Genomic DNA, 21,966 nt, shown 5'->3' with positions numbered 1-21,966 from the left:
GCCACAGCCCGCCGCATCCATGCGGCGGGCAGTGGCATACCCGGGGCCGGTCTCAGTTGGTGCGTCGTCGCTGTCGGGCGCGCTCCACGAGCAGGAGGCCCAGGACGCCCGCCATCGTCCACAGCACCAGGATCACCACACCTGAGGCCACTCCGTCGCCGTGGAAGTAGGCGAGGCCGTTGACGGCGCGTACGCCCACTCCCACGGGAAGGGCGGTGGAGAACGGTTGCAGCCAGTCCGGCAGGAACTGGGCCGGCAGACTGCCGCCGCTGGTGGCATTCCCGATGGTCATGAAGATGACGGCGGCAAGGCTCGACCCCACCACCCCCCAGCCCCGGACCAGCAACATCGTGGAGGCGCCGACGGCGAGCGCGACCAGGGCGACCAGGCCCGCCACTCCGAGGAAGGGGGCGGGTAGGGCCCCGAAGGCGGCGACGATGGAGGCCACCGCGACACCGCCCACACCGCCGAACGCGGCGAGACCGGCCAGCCGTCGGGCCGGTGATATCCCGGGCGCCAACTGGAACGTCATGATTCCGAAGAGATAGCCGGCGAGCACCAGGCCGAAGGTCGTGTAGAAGACGGAGAGCCCGCGGGTGTCATCGGCGGACGCCGGTACGAGATCGGTCGACTCCAGCTCCCGTCCGTCGTCCTCCGCCAACTGTCCGAAGGCATCGAGCAGTACCGAACCCACCGCGGGGCCGTGGGCGCCGGCATGGAGCAGTTGGGGCCCGCTGGATCCGGTGCCGGGAGCATGGGGCAGATAGGCGGCGAAGGTGTCGCCGTGTTCCACCGCGGCTCGTGCGGCGGCGGTGTCGGCCGTTCGCTCGATGTGGAAGCCACCCGGGCTCCTGGCATCGAGCCGGTCCTGCACGGTCTGGGCCGTCGCCGCGGTGCCGACCACGGTGACGGGCAGATCCCGCGGTACGGGGGCGTGGAAGGCGGACAGGTACACGCCGATGAAGACCGATCCGATCGCCACGGCCATGACGACCGGTAGCAGGAGCGCTGCGAGCGCCGACCGCTCCCGTGGCGGTGGAGGGGAGCCGCTCGCGGGGCGCAGGGCGCTGTGCGCTGTTTCGGTCATGTCTGCATTTCCTTGTCGATGCGGACTCGACGGTCCGAGGGGTCTGGGGGAGCGACTTCAGCCGTGCTCCGAGCGCCGTGTGAGGGCTGGGGAGGCTGACGAGGGGGCTGGAAGCAACCAGAGTCCAAACGGCCACAACCCTCAATATAATTAGTTCAGCAACTAACTATATTGAGGGTCTGTGCACCCCGTCAAACGTGGTGTGAAGGTGTCAGCCGACGCTCGCGCCCCTGAGCGTGGTGAGAGCCCGGGCGACCGGCACGACATCCGCCACGGCCATCTCGACGCGCTCGTAGACCTCGGGATTGAGGATGGTGGTGCCGTCGAAGTCCCCCGAGCTGAGGTACACGCCCGCGGGTGCGGTCCACGCCTGGAGGAATCCGAACAGGGGGCGCATGGCGTGCTCGATCACCAGGGCGTGTCGATCGCTGCCTCCGGTCGCGGCCAGCATCACGGGCTTCGCTGCCAGCGCGTACTGGTCGACCAGATCGAAGAAGTGCTTGAACAGGCCCGTGTACGAGCCTCGGAACACCGGCGTTGCCGCGATGACCAGATCGGCTTCCTCCACCGCCCTCAGTGCCTTCTCCACCTCGCCGCCGATGCCATCCCGCTCGGCCGCGTCGGTGAACCCGGGTCCCAGCGCGTGCAACTCGATGAGCTGCGACTCGATCTCGGTGTGCGATGCCAGGGTCTGGAGCATCAGCTCCACCAGTGAGGTGGTCTTCGACGGCGAGCGCACGCTGCCCACCACGGCCACCACCCGCAGGGCCGCGGTCATCGGGTCACCTCTCCGGCCGGTGCGAGGGGCCGGGTCGACTCCAGCGCCGCGATCTCCCGACGGACCACCGGTGCCACTTCGCTGCCCAGCAGCTCGATGGCCTGCATCATCTCCTTCTGCGGCACATCGCCGAAGCCCAACTGGATCATCATGCGGTCGTGCTGGAACAGCTCGTACTGCGCCATGATCTTGTCGATGATCTCCTGCGGACTGCCGAGGAAGAACGCGCCGGCGGGGGTCGACTGCGCCTCGTAGGCCATCTTCGGCATGGGGACGCCCTGTCCGCGCTGGTGGTGGTTGGCCATCCAGCCCGCCTGGAAGTACGGGTGGGAGACCTCGATGGCCTCACGGTGGGTGGGGGCCACGAAACCGGGCGAGTTGATCGACACCTTCAGCTGGGCGGGGTCGTGTCCCGCCTCGGCCGCCGTGGCCCGGTAGAGCTCGACGAACGGCGCGAACTGGCGGTAGCTGCCGCCGATGATCGCCAGCGACAGGGGCAGTCCCAGTCGGCCTGCGCGCACCACCGAAGCGGGCGTGCCGCCCACGGCGACCCAGACCGGCAGCTCGCGCTCCGGTCGCGGAGTGATGTCGCCCTCGGTCAGGGATGACCGCAGGGAGCCCTGCCAGGTGATCGGGTTCTCCTCGCGCAGTCGCAGCAGGAGGTCGAGCTTCTCCGCGAAGAGGTGCGCGTAGTCATTGAGGTCGTAGCCGAACAACGGGAACGACTCCACGTAGGAGCCGCGACCGGCGATGATCTCCGCCCGCCCACCGGAGAGCAGGTCGAGGGTGGCGAACTGCTGGAACACCCGGACCGGATCGTCCGAGCTCAGCACGGTCACGGCGCTCGACAGCCGGATCGTACGGGTGTGCTCGGCCATGGCGGCGAGAACCACGGCGGGGCTGGAGACGGCGAAGTCCGTACGGTGGTGCTCACCCACCGCGAACACGTCCAGCCCCGCCTCGTCGGCGGCCCGCGCCTGCTCCACCAGCTCCCGCAGGCGTACGCCCGGGGTGGGGGGCTGCTGGGTCGTAGGGTTCGGCGTGAGTTCGCCGAAGTGGTAGATGCCGAGTTCAAAGGCCATGAGGAACGCTCTCTCCGGGTCTTTTCGTTAGTTGCGCAACGAACAACCTGGCCATGGCTCGGCCTATTCCCCATGGCGCACCGGGCGCCGCCCTGGACCGGCACCCCAGCGCCGGTCGAACCCTCGGGGAGCCACCGTCGTCGTCTCGCGGCTCGGTCCTTGCCGGCCGATCCGCGACCCGTGGGGGCCGCCGCACTGGGCCAGCAGGGGAGACCTGGGGCTCGGTCGACGGATTGTCGGCGCGCCGACACGGCAAGCGGTGCGCCTCCTTATAGCTATATTGCGTGCCTTCTGTCCTCATTGTGGTGATCGTCGGCGGCAGCGGGCCGGGCTCCGGAGCCGTATGGCAGCGTTGATCCTCGCCCACTTCCTCGTCGCCGTCTGTGCGCGCCCCCTCGTGGCGCGGCTGGGAACCAGGGCGTTCTCCGTACTGGCGGTGCCGCCGGCCGTCGCCCTGGCATGGGCGATCACCCGCTGCGGCGATGCGGCGGCCGGCGGGTCCGGAACCTCCTCACTGCCCTGGCTTCCGGCCTACGACGTGTCGCTGGCGTTCCGTTGGGATGCACTCGGACTGCTCATGGTGGTGCTCGCCGCCGGGGTGGGGGCACTGGTACTGCTCTACTGCACGCGGTACTTCTCCGACGACACCCCCCTCCTGGGGCGCTTCGCGGGCAACCTCCTGGCGTTCGCCGGAGCCATGCTCGGACTCGTCCTCGCCGACGACCTGGTGGTGCTCTACGTCTTCTGGGAGCTGACCACCGTCTTCTCCTACCTGTTGATCGGCCACGGCAGCGAGCGCAAGCAGAACCGTCGATCGGCACTCCAAGCACTGACGGTCACCACCTTCGGCGGGCTCGCCATGCTCGTCGGCTTCCTGATGCTGGGCCACGCCGCCGGTACCTACCGCATCTCGGATCTCGTCGCCCACCCCCCGGAGCCGTCCGGGACCGTGTCGGCGGCGATCGTCCTCGTCCTCCTGGGCGCCCTGTCCAAATCAGCGGTCTGGCCCTTCAGCGTGTGGTTGCCCAACGCCATGGCCGCCCCCACCCCCGTGAGCGCCTATCTCCACGCCGCCGCGATGGTGAAGGCGGGCATCTATCTGATCGCACGGCTGGCACCCGCGTTCGCGGACACCCCGCCCTGGCGGCCCATGCTCCTGGTGCTGGGCTCCGCGACGATGCTCCTCGGCGGCTGGCGGGCCCTGCGGCTCAACGACCTCAAACTCGTCCTCGCCTACGGCACCGTCAGCCAACTGGGCTTCCTGACCGTGCTGGCCGGCGCCGGCTACCGTGACGCCGCACTCGCCGCCGCCACCATGATCGTGGCGCACGCCCTGTTCAAAGCGCCGCTGTTCCTGGTCACCGGAATCGTCGAACACGCAACGGGCACCCGAGACCTACGAGAACTCTCAGGAGTCGGGCGCGCGCTACCCGCCGTCGCCACGGTCGCCGTCATCGCCGGGGCCTCCATGGCCGGACTCCCACCCCTGCTGGGATTCGCCGCCAAAGAAGCGGCGTTCACCGCGCTGGAGAGCGGGAGCGCCGTCGACCGCTGGGCACTCGCCGCCGTGGTCATCGGCTCTGCGCTCACCTTCGGCTACACGCTCCGCTTCCTCTGGGGCGCCTTCGCACGCAAACCCGGACTCGCAACAACACCGGTACGACCGGTCGGCCCGGCCTTCCTCGGACCTCCCGCCCTGCTCGCCGCAGCCTGTGCGGTGCTCGGGCCCGGTGTCGTCTGGCTCGACCCGCTCACCGGCGCCTACGCCGCCGCCTTCCCCGCCCCTGCACACCCCTACCACCTCTCGCTCTGGCACGGACTCGGCATGGCCCTGCTGTTGTCGGGGGCCGCCTGGACGGGCGGCCTGGCGCTCTTCGTCCTGCGAACGCCCGTCGTGCGACTGGCCCGTCGGGTCGCCTGGCCGACCGCCGACCGGGCCTACGGTCTGGTCCTCCTGGGGCTGGAGCGACTCTCCCTCCAGGTCACCGGCTTCTTCCAACGCGGATCGCTCTCCGTCTACCTCGCCACCGTGCTGCTCGTGATGCTGGTGGGCCAACTCACCGTCCTCGCGGTGGACCAGCCGTGGACCGGCGCCGCACCCCCACGGCTGTGGGACGCCCCCGTACAGGCCGTGATCGCCCTCCTCACCTGCACCGCGGCGCTGTTGTGCCTGACCGTGCACCGACGGATGAAGGCCGTGGTCCTGGCCGGTATGACCGGATACGGCACCGCTTTGCTCTTCGTCGTCCACGGCGCACCCGACCTGGCGCTCACCCAGTTCTGTGTGGAGACGGTCTCCCTCCTGGTGTTCGTCCTCGTACTGCGCCGGATGCCGGTCTACTTCCAGGAGAACATCCCCCGTCGACGACTCCTGCTGCGCGTGCCCCTCTCCCTCGCCTCCGCGGCGACCATCTCGGTCGTCCTCTGGGTGGTGGCAGCCGCCCGTCGCGCCGACCCCGCGGGCGGAGCCCTCGTCCAGGCGACCGCCGAGCACGGGGTGAAGGACGTCGTGGCGACGATCCTCGTGGAGTTCAGGGCCTGGGACACCCTCGGTGAATCGGCCGTGCTCGCGGTCGCCGCGGTGGGTGTGACCAGCCTGGTCTACCTCCACCGGCGCACCGAGTCGCCCGACGACTTCGCCTACGAGGCACGCACCGGACCCGGAACGCCGGACGCTCCCAGCGCCTGGACGATCGGCTCCCGGATCATCACTCCCGAGCCCGACCCCGCCGACACCGCACCCGAGCGCACCTGGCTCGCCGCCGGACGCACCCTCTCGCCCGAGTACCGGTCCGTGGTCTTCGAGGTCGTCGCCCGACTGGTGTTCCACCCCATCCTCGTCCTCTCCCTCTACCTGCTGTTCTGCGCCGAGAACCTCCCGGGCGGCGGCTTCGTCGCCGGGCTCGTGGCGGGGGTGGCGATGATGGCCCGCTATCTCGCCGGCGGACGCCACGAACTCGCCGAAGCCGCCCCCGGCCACCCGGGGCTCCTCGCCGGGATCGGACTGCTGCTCTCCTCCGGAGTGGCCCTCCTCGGACTCGTCGACGGCACCGCGCTCCACCCGTTCTCGTACGAAGGGCACCTTCCGGTGTTCGGCCATTTCCACATCGGTACGCCCCTCTTCTTCGACGCCGGTGTCTACCTCCTGGTCCTCGGGGTGGTGCTGGACATCGTCAAGGCCCTCGGCGGTCGGGTCGATCGACAGATCGAGCGAGAGGCCGCGCTGCGTGCAGCCGCTAGTCCGGGAGAGGGCCGATGACCGTCAGCCTCACCCTCCTGATCACGGCAGGCGTGTTGTGCGCCGCGGGCGGAGTGCTGCTGCTGATGCGTGCCCTCAGCCGCATCCTCATCGGAGCCGTCATCCTCAGCAACGGCATCAACATCCTGATGCTCGCCGCCAGCGGGGCCGCCGGTCAGGCCCCCCTGCTCTACCGAAAGGTACCGCTGGCCGATGTCAGTGACCCGCTGCCGCAGGCGATCGCCCTCACCGCCATCGTCATCACACTCGCCACCACGGCGTTCCTGCTCTCGATGGCCTACCGCAGCCAGCGCGTCAGCGGCACGGACGAAGTCCAGGACGACATCGAGGACCGCCGTGTCGCACTCCGCGCCGAAGTGCAGGAGGAACGCGCGGCACTGAGGGAGCGCCATGGACCGCGAGGCCGTGGGCCCGAAGGCGATCGGGCCGAGTACCGCACCGAACGCCGCAGGCTACGAGGCGTACTGAGGGAGGACCGGGCCTTCCAGGCCAGAGCCCGGGACGCATCGGGCGACCTGTGGAACGACATCCTCGGTGAGGACCCGGTGGACCCGGAGCCTCCCCACCCCGCCGACGCCACCGCGGAGGGTCCCCGATGAACGCGCTCGTACCCCTGCCCGTACTCCTGCCACTGCTGGCCTCCGGCGGTGAACTGGCCCTCGGCATCCGCTTTCCCCGCGGTCAGCGGATCGTCAGCGTCGTCGTTCTCGCCATCGTCCTCGGCCTCTCCGTGACGCTGCTGATCGCAGCCGAGACCGACGGTCCGATCGTGGTGCACCTCGGCGACTTCGTGCCTCCCCTCGGCATCACCCTCGTCGCGGACAGGCTCTCCGGGCTGATGCTCACCGTGTCATCGGCCGTCACCCTCTGCGTCCTGCTCTACTCCCTGGGCCAGGGCATGGCCGACCGGGACGATCGCACCCCCCTCGCCGTCTTCCACCCCGCCTATCTGCTGCTGGTCGCCGGGGTCTCCTGCACCTTTCTCGCCGGTGACCTCGTCAACCTCTACGTCGGCTTCGAGATCATGTTGGTCGCGAGCTTCGTCCTGCTCACCATCGGCGGGACTGCCTCACGGGTCAGGGCAGGCTCCACCTATGTCGTGGTGTCGCTGATCTCCTCGATGATCTTCTTCACCGCGATCGCCCTGACCTACGCCGCAGCCGGCACGGTGAACCTCGCCCAACTCGCCGTACGGCTCGAAGACCTCTCCATCGGCGTGCGCACCCTGCTCGAAGCGATGCTGCTGACCGTCTTCGCCGTGAAGGCCGCGGTGTTCCCCCTCGGAGCCTGGTTGCCCGACTCGTACCCCACCGCCCCCGCCCCGGTGACCGCGGTCTTCGCCGGCCTGCTCACCAAGGTCGGCGTCTACTGCATGCTTCGTACCGAGACCCTGCTGTTCCCCGGCAACCGACTGGGCCACCTCCTGCTCGCCGCCGCGCTCGCCTCGCTGATCATCGGCATCCTCGGCGCGGTCGCCCAGACCGACCTCAAGCGAGTGCTGTCCTTCGTGCTGATCAGCCACATCGGCTACATGGTCTTCGGCATCGGCATCGGCTCCCGCGCCGGAATCGGCGGTGCGATCGTCTACGTCGTCCACCACATCACGGTGCAGACCGCGCTGTTCCTGGTCGCCGGACTCATCGAACGCCGCAGCGGAACCACCGAACTCACCCGCGTCGGCGGACTGGCCAAGGCCGCACCCGCGCTGGCCGCGCTGTTCTTCCTGCCCGCGCTCAACCTCGCCGGAATCCCACCGATGTCCGGGTTCATCGGCAAACTCCAACTCCTGCGGGCCGGTGTCGCAGCCGGGGGCCCATGGGCCTACACCCTGGTCGCCGCGGCCTCCGTGACGAGCCTGCTCACCCTCTATGTGATGGCGAAGGTCTGGAACCTCGCGTTCTGGCGTGCCGCACCACGCGACCATCCGGTGCGCGGCACGGTCCTCGAAGAACAGGACATCGCCGATGACCTCGGCGATGACGACACCGACAGCAACACCGACGCCGGGCCCATCGGGAGTGGCGGCACCACATCATCGGGGCCCGCCGGACAAGCGGTCACCGCGACCCTCTCCGGTCGAGCCATCACCACCACGACCGACCGGCTGCCCCGGACCATGACCTGGGCGACGGCAGCCCTGGTGCTGCTGTCCCTCGCGTACACCCTGCTCGGCGACCCGTTCACCTCACTCGCCGACCGCACGGCCGGCGAACTCCTCCAACGCTCCCCCTACATCGAGGCGGTCCTCGGCCGATGACGTCCGCATGATCTCCCTGTCCTTCCGCGACCCCGAACTGCCGCGGTTCAGCTGTGCGGTGGTGGGGCGTCGGCGCCGGGTGCTCGACCTACCGCTGATCGCCTGGCTCACCGTGGTCTGGACCCTACTGTGGGGCACGCTGACCTGGGCGAACCTGATCACAGGAGCTCTGGTGGCCGTGGTGGTGTGTCTGGTCTTCCCGCTCCCGGTGGTCAACATCGGCCTACGGTTGCATCCGTTGGGCATCGTGCGGCTGGTGATCCACCTGCTGTGGGACATGTACACCTCCGGGCTGCGCGTGGCCCGCCCCATGCTCGACAGCCGGCCCTATCGCGCCGCCGTACTGGCGATCCCGCTGCGCTGTCGCACCGATCTGATGCTGACCGCCACCGCGATCGCCGTTTCCAACGTTCCCGACGGCTCCGTGGTCGAGGTGCGCCGCTCCAACGCCACCCTGTTCGTCCACATCCTGGAGGCGGACCACACCGATGCCGCAGCCCGCGCCCGACGATCGGTGTGGCGCATGGAAGAGCTGATGGTCCGGGCGTTCGGAGACCGGGACGAGATCGACCGCGTACGGGAAGCACCGCCAGGACAGGAGGGTGACCGGTGAGCACGGCACAACACCTCGACCGGGCACTCCTCGTCGCCGCGGCAGTGATGATCCTCCTCGCCGGTGCCATGGTGCTGTTCCGGGTCTGGCGGGGACCCTCCATGCTGGACCGGGCGATGGCCCTGGACGTCTGTGCGGCGCTGATGATCGCGGGGATCGGCGTACGAGCCGCGCTCACCCGGGATTCCTACTACTTCCCGAGCATGCTGGTCCTCGCCTTCCTCGGGTTCACCGGCTCGGTCGGCATCGCGCGCTTCATCGCCGTCCGCGACCGGGCACCGGACCGGCCCCGATCAGGTGAGGAGAACCGGTGAGCGGCTGGGCACAGACCGCGGACACCGCGGGAGCGGTACTGCTCTTCGTCGGTGCCGCGTTCAACCTGGTGGGCGCCATCGGCATGCTGCGGTTGCCCGATGTGCTCTCCCGCACCCACGCGGCCACCTACCCCCAGGCGTTGGGGATGCTCCTGGTGTTGGTGGGGGTGGCACTGAGGCTGCGCAGCGGCATCGACCTCGGTACGTTGGGACTCATCGGCTTCTTCCAGCTGTTGACCGGGCCCGTCGCCGCCCATCTGGTGGCGCGGGTCGCCTACCGCACCGGCCATGTGGGCCGCGAGGGACTGCTCTACGACGAGTTGGACGAGCAACTGAGCAGACGGCCCCCCGACAGCCAGGCGTCGTCCTAGGTCGTGTTCGCCATGTCCCGTCCGCGGACACGACCCGGCCGTGTCCGCAGGGCCGCCTCGTCCACCGGACGCGACGATGGGTCGACCGACCTGGGCCGCCCGGCACGTCCCGGCGTCGGCGGAAGGGGTCCGTGCCGGGGAGCTGCCGAGCCGTTCGCGGATCAGGCGCCGGGTTCGGCGGGCGGTCGTCGTGTGGAGAAGTGACGGGCGCTGGGCACCAGGGCGGCGAGCGAGGGCGCCAGGAAGCAGATCAGTGCACAGACCGTCAGGACCGTTTCCGGGCCCCAGATGTCGATGGCGGGGGCGATCAGTGCGAGACCGATCGGCGCCAGCCCGTACGACAGCATGAAGTCCAGTGAGGAGACACGGGCGAGCTTGTCCGGATCCACTTCCCGTTGGGTCGCCGTGAACCAGGGCACGTTGAACAACTCGATGCCCAGTCCGGCCACGGCGTAGGCGGCGATCACCAGGGTCGGATGCACCGGGAAGACCAGACTCAGCGGAGCGAAACCGTAGGCCGAGAGTGCGGCCAGAGCCGTCCAGCCTTCGGCGCGGGGGCGCCAGCGGGCGATGAGGAGGGCGCCGCCGAGCGCACCTGCCGTGTACGCGGTGGTCGCCGCGGCGAGGAGGACACCGGAGTCGTAGCGGTCCCGGCTGATCAGAGGCAGCGCCACCCCCGTCGCCGAGTAGCCGGTTGCGATGATCGCCGTCAGCGCGGCGAGGGTGGCCAGGAACCATGGATGGGCACGTGCCTCCCGCACCCCCTCGACGAACTCCTTCGCAAAGGGCCTGGGAAGCGGAGCAGGGCCAGGGCGCAACCGCTGCCCGGGACCCGGTGTCAGTGCGGCGACCAGCCAGAGCAGACCGACCCCCAGCAGCAGGGCCCGACTGCCGAGCACCACGGCGAACAGGGCGGTCAGCGTGGGGCCCGCCAGGGTGGTGATCCGTACGGCCAGGGTCATCGCGGCATTGGCCTGCTGTCTGCGGTCGGCGTCCACGACCTCCGCGGTGAGGGCCTGGAAGGCGGGCCGGCAGGCTCCTTGACCGGCCCCTGCGAGTGCCGCGGCAGCGGCCATGAGCGGCAGGGACCGTTCCAGACCGACGGCGAGCAGAGGAGACGATGCGGCAGCGACCACCCCCGACCAGAAGACCACGGCTCGGCGGGAGTGCCGGTCGGCCAGTACACCACCGACGGGCACCGCACCGAGGAAGCCCACCGTGCGGAACGCGAGGAGCAGCCCCAACTCTCCCGCGGACAGTGCCCGGTCGAGGACGGCAAGACCGAGGACGAACGGCAGCGCCCAGGTGGCGAGACCCGAGGCGGTGGCCCCCAACCACAGACGGAGGAAGGCACCCTCACGCAGCACGGAGCGGGTCGGCGGTCCGGGCTCGGCGGTGGGGGCCGCCGGGGGTGTTGCTGTCATCGCCTGCCGCTCCTGTCATGGGGTGGTGTTCGGCTGTCGGCCGGTGCGGCAGCAAGGCGGGGCGTACGCGGTGACCCGGCTGCACAGGAGGGGAACTGATCCGGCGTTTGCACGTGCCGGACACCGGAAGCGCCGCGGTGTGGAGGGGCCGGATGAGAGGCGGTCCCCGGTCGGAATCCCTCGTGCGGTCCCACTCGCGCACCCTGACCCGTGCCGGGTCGAACCACGGTTTCAGCAGATGTCCCGGTACGGGAGGTCCGGCACATAGGCCCTCCACTCCTTGTGCGACAGACCGCCGCGCGCTCGTTCGCAGACGAGCTTGACGACCCGATCCGGTTTGATCGGATGGGTGCTGGGCGGACTGTGACTGCCCCTGACGGTCAGGGTTTCGCCCCGGGCGCCGAAGGTCAGGGACTGCACCGGGTCGCCCGCCGTCAACAGCGGAGTCCCCAGTGGCTCACCGGAGGCCGTGTCCCAGAGTCGGACGGACCCTCGGGCACCGCCTGATGCCAGGACACGACCGTCGGGGGAGTAGGCAAGGGCCGTGACCGCTTCGGTGTCCTTGGGCGATGAGCCTTTAGCGGTTGCCTGGAGCGTGGCGAAGCGCTGATCGTGCGCCCGGTCCCAGATGGTGACCCAACCCGTGGCGCTCCCGAGTGCCATGCGATCGGCCTTCCCCGGGGCGAAGGCCATCGCGGTGGGGAGCTCGGTGGACGGGTCCGCCGATTGGGCCGACTCCGTCGTGGTGCTGTCCGTCGGGTCCAGGGAGTGGCCGAGGACCAGGGTGCGGACGACCGGCTCGGAGCCCTCCTCGATGAAGCGGATCACCCGGTTCGACTGATCGAGACCCAGCGAATGCACCCGGTGTCTCAACGAGTACCGATAGACGGGTGCGGAGATGTTCGAGAGGCGCCAGACGAGGATCTCCTGGTTGTCGGCGGTGACGAGGAAGGCACCGTCGTCGCTCACCTGCACGTCGTTGAGCCCGGACAGCTTCAGTGAGCCCAGCGCTCTGCCCCGGGTCAGGTCCCAGATCTGCAACCGGGTGTCCGTGACCATGACCAGCCGGTTGACGGGTGACGGTACGAGGCTTCCCAGCGCCCCTGGGGCGCAGGCGCTGCGGGAGACGACTTCCGAACGGGGCAGTACGGTGCGGCGCAGCGGGCGTAGACGCCACGCCTCCAGGGTGCCGGATGGGGTGCAGAACAGGATGCTCTGACCGTCCTTGCTCAGGGTCGACCGCGGGATCTTCCCGCTGCGGTGGAACAACCGTCGCTGCCGAGGGACGTCCCAGACGCTGAGCGATGTGTTCGATCGGGTGGCGATCGTGTGGCGGTAGGGCCCGGTCACCGAGACGACGTCCTCGGTGGCGAAGGGCAGCCCCACCACCGTTCCCAGGGTGTTGTCCCGGTGTTTGACCCGCCCGTTCGCCGTGGACAGGAGCAGTTGGCGGCCGTCGGGCGAGTAGCCCATGACCTCCTCGGTGGCATCGAGGCGAAAGTGATGGGTCATGGTCTGCTTGACCGTGTCCCACACATGGACCCGGTCATTCTCATTGGTCAACAGGAAGCGGCTGTTGGGGCCGATCGGGACGATCACCTCATGCCCCTTCGGTATCTCGAAGATGTCCTGCTCGCGTTGGGTGGCCGCGCCGAAGAGGGCGCTCTTCGCCTCCGCGGTGGCACTGATGCGCCAGGCGGCGACGCTGAGTCGCATCGCCGTCTGGGGGTCGCTGTACCGGAGGTTCTGCACCTGCGAGGCGAGGCGTCGTGATGTCGACTCGGCATGGCGCTCGGCCCCCGCGCGGTCCCGCTGCCATGCGGTCATCATGGCCACCAGGGTCAGCACCACCAGCACGGACACCGCACCGATGAGGGCGCTCCTGCCCCTTCGCTGCCGCACCGCGGCCGATGTGCTCACCCGGAGGAAGTCACGTTCCAACTGGGTGAGTTCCGTGAACCGCTCACTGAAACGGAAGGATTCCTGCGCTTCAACGAGACGCAACCCACGGTAGAGAGCTCCCTCGTCGCGGTTCAACTCGTTCCAGGCCGCTGCTGCCTCGGTCAGTCGGCGATGGACCCGCAGCACTTGCCGCGCTTCACCGATCCATCCGTTGAGTCGGGGCCAGGCGGTGATCAGGGCTTCGTGCGCGAGATCGACGGTCTGTCCGTCGAGGGTGATCAAACGGGCCGCGGCCAGCCTTTCGAGGACGACGGCCGTGTCCTGGGGTTCCGCCGCCCGTGACCGGTTGCTCCTGGTTGGGGGAGCCCCCGTGTCCAGTTCGCTCCGCTGCACGGGATGACGGGTGTCGGGCGTGCCGTCGCCGGGGGTGATCAGTCGCAACAGAATGCGCCGGGCGACAGCGGCCTGGGCGGGGGAGAGTTGGGAGTAGGCGTTCTCTGCGGTGGTGGCGATCGCCGAGCGCACTCCCCCCACGGCGTCGTACGCGGACATCGTGAGCGTACGGCTCTTACGTCCGCGCCAGGTCTCCAGCAGCGCGTGGGACATCAAGGGCAGTCCGCCCGGCTCACCGGCGATCTCGTCGACGATCCGTGCCGTCAGTTCCCGCTCGACCGTGAGTCCGGCCGCCAGCGCTGGCCTGGTCACCGCCTCGCGTAGTTCGTCGGGGGTCATGGGGCCGATGAGCAGGGTCGCGACCCGGAGGGCGTCGGCGAGCGAACGATCGTCGGCGCAACGTCCGTAGAAGTCGGCGCGGACGGCGATGACGATCCGGAGCCTGCTCGTGGGTTCGAGCGCGGCCAGTAGCCGCTCGATGAAGCGCTTCCGTTCCTCGGCATCGAGACAGAGGGTGAAGAGCTCCTCGAACTGGTCGACGATGACGATCGTGTCCCCCGCGCCGTCGGCGGGCGTGAACACCTCTCCATGGGTGCGCATCGGCCGCCCGCCCGGGGCGAGGATCCTGATCGCCGCGGGGCGGTCCCCGTCATGGTCCGACGCCCGCAGTTGCGGGACGAGCCCTGCCCGGAGCAGCGATGACTTGCCGCTGCCCGAACTGCCGACGACCGCCACGATCCGGTGCGCGGCGACGAGGGCGACGAGATCGCGGGTCTGCGCGCTCCTCCCGAAGAACCGGTCCGCGTCATCCGGCTCGAAGCGTGCCAGACCGCGGTACGGCGGCTCGGACGAGGTGCTCGCCCCGATACGGAGAGCGGACTCCTCCTCCGCCGCCTCGCGCCAGCGGGCTTCCCACTGCACCGGATCCCCACCGCAGGCCCCCGCATAGGCCAGTGCCACCGGAAGCGAAGGCAACTGTTCGCCGGACGCCGCCCGGGACAGTGTGGTGACGGAGTATCCCGCGCTCTTCGCCATCACCCGGTACGTCAGACCTCCCGCTTCTCGGCGAAGCGCACGCAGTTGGGACGCGAACCGTGGAACGGGACCCAAGCCGGGGTCGATGGGTGCTTCCCGACGCCCTGCCATTCTCGCCCCCATGCCCGCGGTCCCGCCCTGGTCTGTGGTCACGCTAAGCGGAGGGGGATGGGCGATGAAAGATCACCCCCGGCCATTGTTTCGCTGCTGGAAGGGGGGTGCCTAACAATGCGAAAGCCGATGGAATCACAGGTGAGGGGCACACCCCGACTCCCTGCACTGCCGGCGCCCCAGCGGGCGTACGGCGGATGCAACGGCTTTGTTCCACCTCCTCAAGAGACCGTGTGAACCCTTTGCAGCACCGGCCGCGTGCTGTGGGGGCTTTCTGCGGGGCCATGGCCCGTGCCGTCGAATCGTCGGTACTTCGGGGCTGGGGCGAGGGGACGGAAACCGTTTCGGAGCGGGCGCACCTCACCGCCATTGCACCAACGTGACTCAGGGAGACACGGATATGAACCACCGCCAGTCGTACACCCGCTCGAACGGACACGTGCAGGACCCTGCCCAAGGCCACTGCCCGCTCAACTACTCCGCCGCTACTTCCGATGATGAGTGGGATCCCGGATTCGAGGGTTCCGGAGAGCCGTTCCGGTCGGCCGTGCGCTCCGCTCGGTAGTGGGTGACGTCCACGGGTGAATGATCCTGGGACCGTTCTGTTCCGGGCGGGTGGGGCTTCCGGAACAGAACGGTCCACCCGGTGCGACGGAGGGGGTCGCACCGGCTCGGCTCAGCGTGTTCGAAGCGCTTCCAAGATGCCCCTCAGCGCCCTCCCGGTGTCCTCCAGATCGCCGGGCCGACCGGATGAGGCGAGCCAGAGGGCCGCTTCGTTCATCGCGCCGGAGAGCAGATGGGTCAGCGGTGCGACCGGCTGGCGGGTGAGCACCCCGCGTTCGATCAGATCGGTCAGCGCCTCGGCCAGATGGCGCGCCGAGGAGCGTTCGTCGAGCGCCCGCCACTCGTTCCACCCCAGAACGGCCGGGCCGTCGATGAGCATGATCCGCTGGCGGTCGGGGTCGGTGGCAGCCTGGATGAACTCCTGACACCCGGCGACGAGGGCGGTCCAGGGGTCGTCCTCGGTGTCCGCTGCCTCGGCGACCCGCTGTCCCACTTCCTCCTGTACCTCTTCCAGAACGGCCCTGAACAGCTCGGCCTTGCTGGCGAAGTGGTGGTAGAGCGCGCCCTTGGTGACTCCCGCCGACTGAACGATCTCCGCCAGTCCCACCGCTCCGTAGCCCACCGTCGCGAACAGTCGGCGGCTCTCCCGGAGCAGGGTCGCGCGGGTCTGCTCCCGCTGCTGGGCCCTGGTCGTGTGCGGCATGGCGCTCCCATCATTTGACATACCGGAGGTACGCCAATAGCGTATCTCGCATACCGATGGAATGTGAACGAAGGGCAGCCGCCATGCTGAGCAGCTTCTACCCGGTGATCGCCACGGACCGCGTCCGCGAGACGATGGACTTCTACACCCAACTGATGGGCTTCGACATCACCTTCGAGGCCGACTGGTACGTCAGCCTGCGCCGTCGAGGAGACCTCCCCTACGAACTCGCGATCCTCGACCACACCCACCCCACCATCCCGGAGGGCTACCGCAACAAAGTCACGGGCCTCCTGCTGAACTTCGAGGTCGACGACGTCGACGCCGAATGGGAACGGCTCGTGGTCCGCGAGGGGCTCACTCCCACCCTGGAGATCCGCAGCGAGGACTTCGGCCAGCGCCACTTCATCATCACCGACCCCAGCGGCGTACTGATCGACGTGATCACCGAGATCCCGCCGGCAGAGCAGTACGCGGACCGCTTTGTGACCACCGGGTAGGCACGCGCTGGACTCGCAGCCCGCCGACGGCTGCGCGCTGCCCACCCGAACAGGGGAGCACAACGCGCGATCCCCGCCACGCCGGGGCTGCAATGGACGGGTGACCGCGCCCCCCGACGACTGTCTCGCGCGCAACGACTGGATCTGCGGCGAGTACCTCTCCACCCGCAGTCAGATCCTGTGGGACTCGGTGCAACAGCACCTCCAGCTCACGGGGGTCTCCGTACTGATCGCCCTGGCCCTCGCCGTGCCCCTGGCCCTCGCCGCCCGGCGCTGGAACTGGGCCGCAGGCCCGGTCCTCGGCGTGACGACGATCCTTTACACGATCCCCTCGCTGGCCATGTTCTCCCTGCTCCTCCCGGTCTACGGGCTCTCCGCCTCGCTGGTCGTCGCGGGTCTCGTCCTCTACTCCCTCACCCTGCTGGTGCGCAATATTCTCGCCGGGCTGCGCGCCGTCCCCGACGAGGCCCGACAAGCCGCACGCGGCATGGGCTACGGTCCCGTCCGACTGCTCCTCGCCGTCGAACTGCCCCTGGCACTGCCCGCAGCCATGGCCGGACTGCGCATCGCGACGGTCTCCGCGGTCTCCCTGGTCACGATCGGCGCCATCGTGGGACACGGTGGGCTCGGCAACCTCATCTACTCCGGAATGAACACCTACTTCAAGGCCCAGGTCCTCACCGCGTCCGTCCTCTGCGTCGTGATCGCCATCGCCGCGGATCTGCTGCTCCTGCTCATCCAGCGCTTCGCCACCCCCTGGACGCGGGCGGTGCGGTCATGAACACCGTCGCCGACACCTGGGACTGGCTCACCACCGCCTCCCACTGGTCCGGGGACAACGGCATCGGAAACCGTCTCCTCGAACACCTCTTCCTCACCGCGGTCTGCCTCGGGCTGAGCTGTCTGATCGCCCTGCCCGTGGCACTGGTCCTCGGCCATCTCGGCAAGGGCGGCGCACTCGCCGTGAACATCTCCAACATCGGCCGTGCCGTCCCGACCTTCGCGGTTCTCGTCCTCCTGCTGCTGAGCCCGATCGGAAGCTACGGTTCCTGGCCGACGATCATCGCCCTGGTGCTCTTCGCCGTACCGCCCCTGCTCACCAACGCCTATGTGGGAATGCGCGGAGTCGACCAGGACGTCGTCCGCGCCGCACGCGGGATGGGGATGACCGGCCGCCAGGTGCTGTGGGGCGTCGAAGTTCCCCTGGCGCTGCCCCTGGTGTTCACCGGCGTACGGATCGCAGCCGTGCAACTGGTCGCCACGGCAACCATCGCGGCACTCGCGGGCGGCGGCGGACTCGGGCGGATCATCACCGCCGGATTCAACCTCGCCTCCACCCCCATGGTGGTGGCCGGAGCCGTACTGGTCGCGCTCTTCGCCCTCATCGTCGAGGGGATCTGCGAACTAGGCCAGCGGCTCGCCCCCTCCTGGGCCCAGGACAGCACATGAGCCCAGGACAGCACATGACTCGCATCCATCGCGCACTCGTCCCCCTGCTGCTCGCCGCTCTCACCGTCCTCACCGCCTGTACGTCCGGCCCGTCCCTTGAGCACCAGGGGGACGTCACCGGATCTCCCGGCGACAGCAAGGAATTGACCATCGGCTCGGCCGGCTTCACCGAGAGCGACCTGCTCGCCCAGATGTACGGTCTGCTGCTGCGGCAGGCCGGCTACCGCACCGAGATCCTGTCCGTCACCAACCGGGAGATCTATGAGCCCGCACTGGAGAACGGCCAGATCGACGTCGTGCCCGAGTACGCGGCGACCTTCGCCGACTGGTTGAACGCCAAGGTCAACGGGGAGAAGGCGCCCCCCGTCGGGTCACCCGACCTCACCGCCACCATGACCGCCCTGCGGCGACTCGCCGCCCCCAGGGGCCTGGAGGTCCTCGCTCCGGGCAAGGCGGTCGACCAGAACGCCTTCGCCGTGTCCAAGAAGTACGCCAGGGAACACGGGCTGAAGACGCTCAGCGACCTGGGCCGATCCGGACTGCCCGTCCGACTCGCGGCGGGGGACGAATGCGTTCAGCGGCCCTACTGCGAACCCGGGCTCAAGAAGACCTATGGGATCAACATCACGGCCATCGACCCCAAGGGCGTCGGTACCACCCAGGCCAAACAGGCGGTCCAGAGCGGTCAGGACCAGATGGTGCTGACCACCACCACCGATGCGACGCTCAATGAGTTCGGACTGGTGATCCTGGCCGACGACAAGCACCTACAGAACGCCGACTACATCGTGCCCGTGGTCAATCGGGCCCGAGCCGGCAGCGCGGGCGTGACCGACGCCCTGGGCGCGGTGAACACCGTCCTGACCACGGCCGACCTCGCCTCCCTCAATGAACAGGTGGACAGTTGGCGCAGGCTGCCCGAAGACGTGGCCCGCACCTATCTGGAGTCGAAAGCACTCCTGCGCCAGGACTGACCATCGCCGCCGCGCGATGCCGGGGGACCCGGGCGACACAGGGGCGCCGTGACGCGGGCATGAGTCCGGCCCTATGCGGTCGAGTGGCCCGGGTGAAGGCCCTCCAGGCGCCGCTGAAGCACCCTGAGCGCACCACGCTGGCGCCCCGGCACCGCTCGGCGCAGCGCCACCAACCTCGGTGCGAGCTCCCGCGCCCGCGCCGGGTCCCCGATCTGCTCCCACTGGTGGTGGGCGCGGTCCACGGCCCCCTCGACATCCGATTCGTCCGCCGCCTGCTGCCGTGCGAGCCGAGCGTCGGCCACCGTCATCCACAACTCACAACTGAGTCCGGGCTGCTGCGCCAGCCGGGCCAGATCCGCACGGACCTCCAGCCAGTGGATGGCTTGGAGGGAGTGTGGCCCGTGCGTTCTGAGCTCCTGCTGCTCCCAGGCCGCTGCCGCCGCGGCTGCCTCACTGTGCCGTCCGGCCCGCGCGGCGGCGAGGATCGCCGGATGGGGGTCGTGTGTCTCCCGGGCCCGAGGTACGGGGGCCGCAGCCGTCCTCGGCAGTGGCGTTGCTCCGCCGGCGAGCGGTGTTGGGGGGACCCGACGGGCCGGCGCGGAGGCCGTGCCGAAGACCGTTGCGGCCGTGGGGGGAGCAGGGGCCACCGAACCGGGCGGCGCCGTCTCCGGGCTCGTGGTCGACGCGGCGGGCGAACCGACCACAGGGGTGCCGCCCGGTACCGGGGGAGACACCGTCGGCGCGGGGGCGGTCGCCACGGGGGCGGCCGGGGCGGCTACGGGAACACCGGCCGGCCGCGCCTCGGACCTGACGATTCCCGCACCCTCGGCAGGGCCGACCGAGGGGACGTGCGCGAGCAGTAACACACCCTCCATCCCGGCCTGGATCGCGGCCTGTTCGTGCAGGGTCGCCAGATCCGGGCGTGAGCCGCCGCGCCAGACCGAGGCGTACGTCTTCAGATAGTTGGGCAGCGCCTGCTCCCGACGCGAGGACGGTGCCACCCTCCCGTACAGCCGCACTCCGGGCCCCAGACCGAAACCGGCCTCGGAGAGTTGACTCCAGGCATCGGGGTCGGCGACCAGATCGACGATGACGGTCGTCGCCCCCGGGGGTCTTCCGGCCAGTTCGGCCGCGAGCCAGTGCCAGGGCAGTCCCGTGTACCGCAGGGTCGACGGGGCGCTGCGGGCGAGTGCGAGATGCGGAAGCCGCTGCTTACGGTCGAGCTGCAACTGTCCGACGACATAGAGGAACAGGGGCCCGTCGACAGCCGCTGCCGCGCGGACGCGGGTCAGCACCGTCTGTGGATCGAGCGGGTCCGCCAATTCGATCACCGTGGCCACCCGAGTACCCGTCAAGGCGCTCGGGGGAACGGCGGCCAGCGCCGGCAGTACCGAACTCGCGTCCACCAGACGCCCCTTGCCCACCGGAGCGGCGGCGATCAGCAGCGCTGTTCCCAGCGCCCCCGTGTTTCCTCCCGTGATCAGCACACCTGCACCGTATCCGACCCGAGGGGCGTCGATCGCCCCGTACCGCGTCCCGGTGGTGTCCGTGCGACGTCCCTCAACTCGCCCTGCCACACGGCGCATTTGCCACCTGGCGAGCCGAAGGCGGGACCGCACCGGCGGGCTCCGCCGTGCCCCGCGCCGGGCGTGGCCGAACGCCGGCACCCTTCTCGTTACTCGTTACTCGTTACTCGTTACTCGTTACTGGTTACTCGTCACTCGCCCGATTCTGATTCCGCTCTCGATCCCGACTCCGGTCCCGCGCCCGCGGCCGGAACGGGGTTCCTTGCGGCTCGATGCCGGCGCTCTGCCCCGGGGACCGGCTCTCGACGTCCGATACGGGGGTCTCTAGACGTCCGATACGGAGGTGAAGTCCACCTCGTCCCGACCCACGCCGCGCTCGTCCGCGTCCACCGAGCGACGCAGCGCCTCATGGAGCTTCGCGGGCGTCAGGACGCCCACGAACTGGGATCCCTCGACCACCGCCACCCATCCGGCGTCGTACTGGAGCATCTCGCTGAACGCCTGCTTCAACGGCGCACCCAACGGAACCCATGCCTCCATACGACGGGCCAGATCTCCGACCGTTCCCTCCTTCCCGGCGATCGCCAGTGCCTCAGCCGACACCCAGCCGTGCAACTCACCGTCCGTGTCGGTGACGACCGCCCAACGGGCCCGTTCCTCCTTGAGCCGGGACGAAGCTGCCTGTGCGGACTCATCGAGACGCGCGAGCGGTGGTTGTTCGAGGTCCTCCTCCTCGATGGTGGTCACGGACAGTCGTTTCAGCCCCCGGTCCGAGCCCACGAACTGGGCCACGTAGGCCGTCGCGGGCGTGCCCAGCACGGCGGCCGGAGTGTCGAACTGCTCGATGTGCCCCTGGCCGTACACGGCGATGCGGTCGCCCATGCGGACCGCCTCCTCGATGTCGTGCGTGACGAACAGCACGGTCTTGCGCACATCGGCCTGGAGCTTCAGGAACTCGTTCTGGAGCCGTTCCCGCACCACCGGGTCGACCGCGCCGAACGGTTCGTCCATCAGCAGCACGGGTGGATCGGCGGCCAACGCACGCGCCACCCCCACCCGCTGCCGCTGGCCACCGGAGAGTTGCGAGGGATAGCGCGACCCGTACACGGAGGGATCCAGCCCGACGAGATCCAGCAGTTCGGCCGCTCGCGCCCGGGCCTTGGCGCGCTTCCAGCCCAGCAGCGCCGGAACCGTCGCTGTGTTGTCGAGGACGGTTCGGTGCGGGAACAGTCCTGCCTGCTGGATCACGTAACCCATGCGGCGGCGCAATTGCACCGGGTCGACGGTGGAGATGTCCTCGTCATCGACGAAGATCCGGCCGGCGGTCGGTTCGACCAGCCGATTGACCATCATCATCGTGGTCGTCTTGCCGCAGCCCGAGGGGCCGACCAGGGTGACCAGTTCGCCCTTCGCAACCTCGAAGGAGAGGCCGTCGACGGCGGTGGTGCCGTCCGGGTAGACCTTGCTGACCTGCTCGAACCGGATCATGCCCCCACGGTAGGAGTCCGGCAACCGAGCCGCACACGGGCAGCGACTGTACGAGTCACCGCTTCTTCCCGCACTCGTGCCGCGCTCGCGCCCGCCGGGCGGGCAGAGCGCTGATGGGAACGACGAGCGCCAGCAC

Annotated in this window: 18 protein-coding genes; 10 read left to right on the top strand and 8 right to left on the bottom strand. The window is 69.4% G+C overall.

Going from position 1 to position 21,966, the window contains the following annotated elements; genetic code table 11:
• Positions 1-52: 52 nt before the first annotated feature.
• The 3 genes from ACFXJL_RS25235 to ACFXJL_RS25225 form a co-directional block, all read right to left on the bottom strand.
• Positions 53-1,087: an ABC transporter permease gene (locus tag ACFXJL_RS25235; protein WP_384695866.1), complete on the bottom strand. Its 1,035-nt coding sequence runs from the start codon at positions 1,085-1,087 to the stop codon at positions 53-55.
• Between the two features lie 211 nt (positions 1,088-1,298).
• Positions 1,299-1,865: an FMN reductase gene (gene msuE / locus ACFXJL_RS25230; protein WP_358879897.1), complete on the bottom strand. Its 567-nt coding sequence runs from the start codon at positions 1,863-1,865 to the stop codon at positions 1,299-1,301.
• Positions 1,862-2,947 carry an LLM class flavin-dependent oxidoreductase gene (locus ACFXJL_RS25225; protein WP_358879898.1) on the bottom strand — a complete coding sequence of 362 codons (1,086 nt, stop codon included), beginning with the start codon at positions 2,945-2,947 and terminating at the stop codon, positions 1,862-1,864. The genes msuE and ACFXJL_RS25225 overlap by 4 nt, the downstream gene beginning before the upstream one ends.
• 343 nt (positions 2,948-3,290) lie before the next feature.
• On the opposite strand from ACFXJL_RS25225, the gene ACFXJL_RS25220 reads away from it, so the two are divergent.
• From ACFXJL_RS25220 to mnhG, 6 genes are read left to right on the top strand one after another with little or no spacing between them, the layout of a single operon-like run.
• Entirely contained in the window at positions 3,291-6,206 is a 2,916-nt protein-coding gene (locus ACFXJL_RS25220) for a Na+/H+ antiporter subunit A (RefSeq protein ID WP_384695862.1), read from the top strand.
• Positions 6,203-6,805, top strand: coding sequence for a Na(+)/H(+) antiporter subunit C (locus tag ACFXJL_RS25215; protein ID WP_358879900.1), 603 nt, complete (start codon positions 6,203-6,205; stop codon positions 6,803-6,805). Before ACFXJL_RS25220 ends, ACFXJL_RS25215 begins: the two co-directional genes overlap by 4 nt.
• Complete coding sequence (locus tag ACFXJL_RS25210) at positions 6,802-8,463, top strand: Na+/H+ antiporter subunit D (RefSeq protein WP_358879901.1); 1,662 nt, start codon at positions 6,802-6,804, stop codon at positions 8,461-8,463. Before ACFXJL_RS25215 ends, ACFXJL_RS25210 begins: the two co-directional genes overlap by 4 nt.
• A gap of 7 nt (positions 8,464-8,470) precedes the next feature.
• The gene (locus ACFXJL_RS25205; RefSeq protein WP_358879902.1) at positions 8,471-9,076 is read left to right on the top strand and encodes a Na+/H+ antiporter subunit E; all 606 of its coding nucleotides are present in this window, start codon (positions 8,471-8,473) and stop codon (positions 9,074-9,076) included.
• On the top strand, positions 9,073-9,390 hold the full coding sequence (locus ACFXJL_RS25200) for a monovalent cation/H+ antiporter complex subunit F (RefSeq protein WP_329026765.1): 318 nt from the start codon (positions 9,073-9,075) through the stop codon (positions 9,388-9,390). The genes ACFXJL_RS25205 and ACFXJL_RS25200 overlap by 4 nt, the downstream gene beginning before the upstream one ends.
• Positions 9,387-9,761 carry a monovalent cation/H(+) antiporter subunit G gene (gene mnhG / locus ACFXJL_RS25195; protein WP_358879903.1) on the top strand — a complete coding sequence of 125 codons (375 nt, stop codon included), beginning with the start codon at positions 9,387-9,389 and terminating at the stop codon, positions 9,759-9,761. The genes ACFXJL_RS25200 and mnhG overlap by 4 nt, the downstream gene beginning before the upstream one ends.
• A 161-nt stretch (positions 9,762-9,922) precedes the next feature.
• On the opposite strand, the gene ACFXJL_RS25190 is transcribed toward mnhG, so the two are convergent.
• The 3 genes from ACFXJL_RS25190 to ACFXJL_RS25180 all read right to left on the bottom strand — a co-directional run bounded on the left by ACFXJL_RS25190 (position 9,923) and on the right by ACFXJL_RS25180 (position 15,893).
• Positions 9,923-11,185 (bottom strand): MFS transporter, encoded by a 1,263-nt coding sequence (locus ACFXJL_RS25190; protein WP_384695857.1) that lies wholly within the window; start codon positions 11,183-11,185, stop codon positions 9,923-9,925.
• A gap of 231 nt (positions 11,186-11,416) precedes the next feature.
• Complete coding sequence (locus ACFXJL_RS25185) at positions 11,417-14,626, bottom strand: helix-turn-helix domain-containing protein (protein WP_358879905.1); 3,210 nt, start codon at positions 14,624-14,626, stop codon at positions 11,417-11,419.
• Between the two features lie 676 nt (positions 14,627-15,302).
• A complete protein-coding gene (locus ACFXJL_RS25180) occupies positions 15,303-15,893 on the bottom strand; it encodes a TetR/AcrR family transcriptional regulator (protein ID WP_358879906.1) in 591 nt (196 codons plus the stop codon).
• Between the two features lie 83 nt (positions 15,894-15,976).
• On the opposite strand from ACFXJL_RS25180, the gene ACFXJL_RS25175 reads away from it, so the two are divergent.
• The 4 genes from ACFXJL_RS25175 to ACFXJL_RS25160 all read left to right on the top strand — a co-directional run bounded on the left by ACFXJL_RS25175 (position 15,977) and on the right by ACFXJL_RS25160 (position 18,816).
• Positions 15,977-16,393, top strand: coding sequence for a VOC family protein (locus ACFXJL_RS25175; protein ID WP_358879907.1), 417 nt, complete (start codon positions 15,977-15,979; stop codon positions 16,391-16,393).
• Positions 16,394-16,493: 100 nt separating this feature from the next.
• Positions 16,494-17,174 carry an ABC transporter permease gene (locus tag ACFXJL_RS25170; protein ID WP_358879908.1) on the top strand — a complete coding sequence of 227 codons (681 nt, stop codon included), beginning with the start codon at positions 16,494-16,496 and terminating at the stop codon, positions 17,172-17,174.
• Positions 17,171-17,842, top strand: a complete 672-nt coding sequence (locus ACFXJL_RS25165; protein ID WP_358879909.1) for an ABC transporter permease — start codon at positions 17,171-17,173, stop codon at positions 17,840-17,842. Before ACFXJL_RS25170 ends, ACFXJL_RS25165 begins: the two co-directional genes overlap by 4 nt.
• A 14-nt stretch (positions 17,843-17,856) precedes the next feature.
• Entirely contained in the window at positions 17,857-18,816 is a 960-nt protein-coding gene (locus ACFXJL_RS25160; RefSeq protein ID WP_384642173.1) for an ABC transporter substrate-binding protein, read from the top strand.
• 71 nt (positions 18,817-18,887) lie between these two features.
• Here ACFXJL_RS25160 and ACFXJL_RS25155 read toward each other — a convergent pair whose 3' ends face one another.
• Both ACFXJL_RS25155 and ACFXJL_RS25150 read right to left on the bottom strand, forming a co-directional pair.
• The gene (locus ACFXJL_RS25155; protein WP_384642176.1) at positions 18,888-20,303 is read right to left on the bottom strand and encodes a hypothetical protein; all 1,416 of its coding nucleotides are present in this window, start codon (positions 20,301-20,303) and stop codon (positions 18,888-18,890) included.
• 363 nt (positions 20,304-20,666) lie between these two features.
• Positions 20,667-21,830 carry an ABC transporter ATP-binding protein gene (locus ACFXJL_RS25150; protein WP_384695850.1) on the bottom strand — a complete coding sequence of 388 codons (1,164 nt, stop codon included), beginning with the start codon at positions 21,828-21,830 and terminating at the stop codon, positions 20,667-20,669.
• Positions 21,831-21,966: the final 136 nt, after the last annotated feature.

This window comes from Streptomyces sp. NPDC059256 (assembly GCF_042753785.1).
In the GTDB taxonomy this organism is placed as follows: domain Bacteria; phylum Actinomycetota; class Actinomycetes; order Streptomycetales; family Streptomycetaceae; genus Streptomyces.
Note: the sequence above shows the minus strand (reverse complement) of the source record. Positions and strands in the feature narration are given on the sequence as shown.

What these genes read in the sequence shown, in the direction of transcription:
- ACFXJL_RS25235 (WP_384695866.1), bottom strand. Translation starts at nt 1,087, where the DNA reads ATGACCGAAACAGCGCACAGCGCCCTGCGCCCCGCGAGCGGCTCCCCT.
- msuE (WP_358879897.1), bottom strand. Translation starts at nt 1,865, where the DNA reads ATGACCGCGGCCCTGCGGGTGGTGGCCGTGGTGGGCAGCGTGCGCTCG.
- ACFXJL_RS25225 (WP_358879898.1), bottom strand. Translation starts at nt 2,947, where the DNA reads ATGGCCTTTGAACTCGGCATCTACCACTTCGGCGAACTCACGCCGAAC.
- ACFXJL_RS25220 (WP_384695862.1), top strand. Translation starts at nt 3,291, where the DNA reads ATGGCAGCGTTGATCCTCGCCCACTTCCTCGTCGCCGTCTGTGCGCGC.
- ACFXJL_RS25215 (WP_358879900.1), top strand. Translation starts at nt 6,203, where the DNA reads ATGACCGTCAGCCTCACCCTCCTGATCACGGCAGGCGTGTTGTGCGCC.
- ACFXJL_RS25210 (WP_358879901.1), top strand. Translation starts at nt 6,802, where the DNA reads ATGAACGCGCTCGTACCCCTGCCCGTACTCCTGCCACTGCTGGCCTCC.
- ACFXJL_RS25205 (WP_358879902.1), top strand. Translation starts at nt 8,471, where the DNA reads ATGATCTCCCTGTCCTTCCGCGACCCCGAACTGCCGCGGTTCAGCTGT.
- ACFXJL_RS25190 (WP_384695857.1), bottom strand. Translation starts at nt 11,185, where the DNA reads ATGACAGCAACACCCCCGGCGGCCCCCACCGCCGAGCCCGGACCGCCG.
- ACFXJL_RS25185 (WP_358879905.1), bottom strand. Translation starts at nt 14,626, where the DNA reads ATGGCAGGGCGTCGGGAAGCACCCATCGACCCCGGCTTGGGTCCCGTT.
- ACFXJL_RS25180 (WP_358879906.1), bottom strand. Translation starts at nt 15,893, where the DNA reads ATGCCGCACACGACCAGGGCCCAGCAGCGGGAGCAGACCCGCGCGACC.
- ACFXJL_RS25175 (WP_358879907.1), top strand. Translation starts at nt 15,977, where the DNA reads ATGCTGAGCAGCTTCTACCCGGTGATCGCCACGGACCGCGTCCGCGAG.
- ACFXJL_RS25165 (WP_358879909.1), top strand. Translation starts at nt 17,171, where the DNA reads ATGAACACCGTCGCCGACACCTGGGACTGGCTCACCACCGCCTCCCAC.
- ACFXJL_RS25160 (WP_384642173.1), top strand. Translation starts at nt 17,857, where the DNA reads ATGACTCGCATCCATCGCGCACTCGTCCCCCTGCTGCTCGCCGCTCTC.
- ACFXJL_RS25150 (WP_384695850.1), bottom strand. Translation starts at nt 21,830, where the DNA reads ATGATCCGGTTCGAGCAGGTCAGCAAGGTCTACCCGGACGGCACCACC.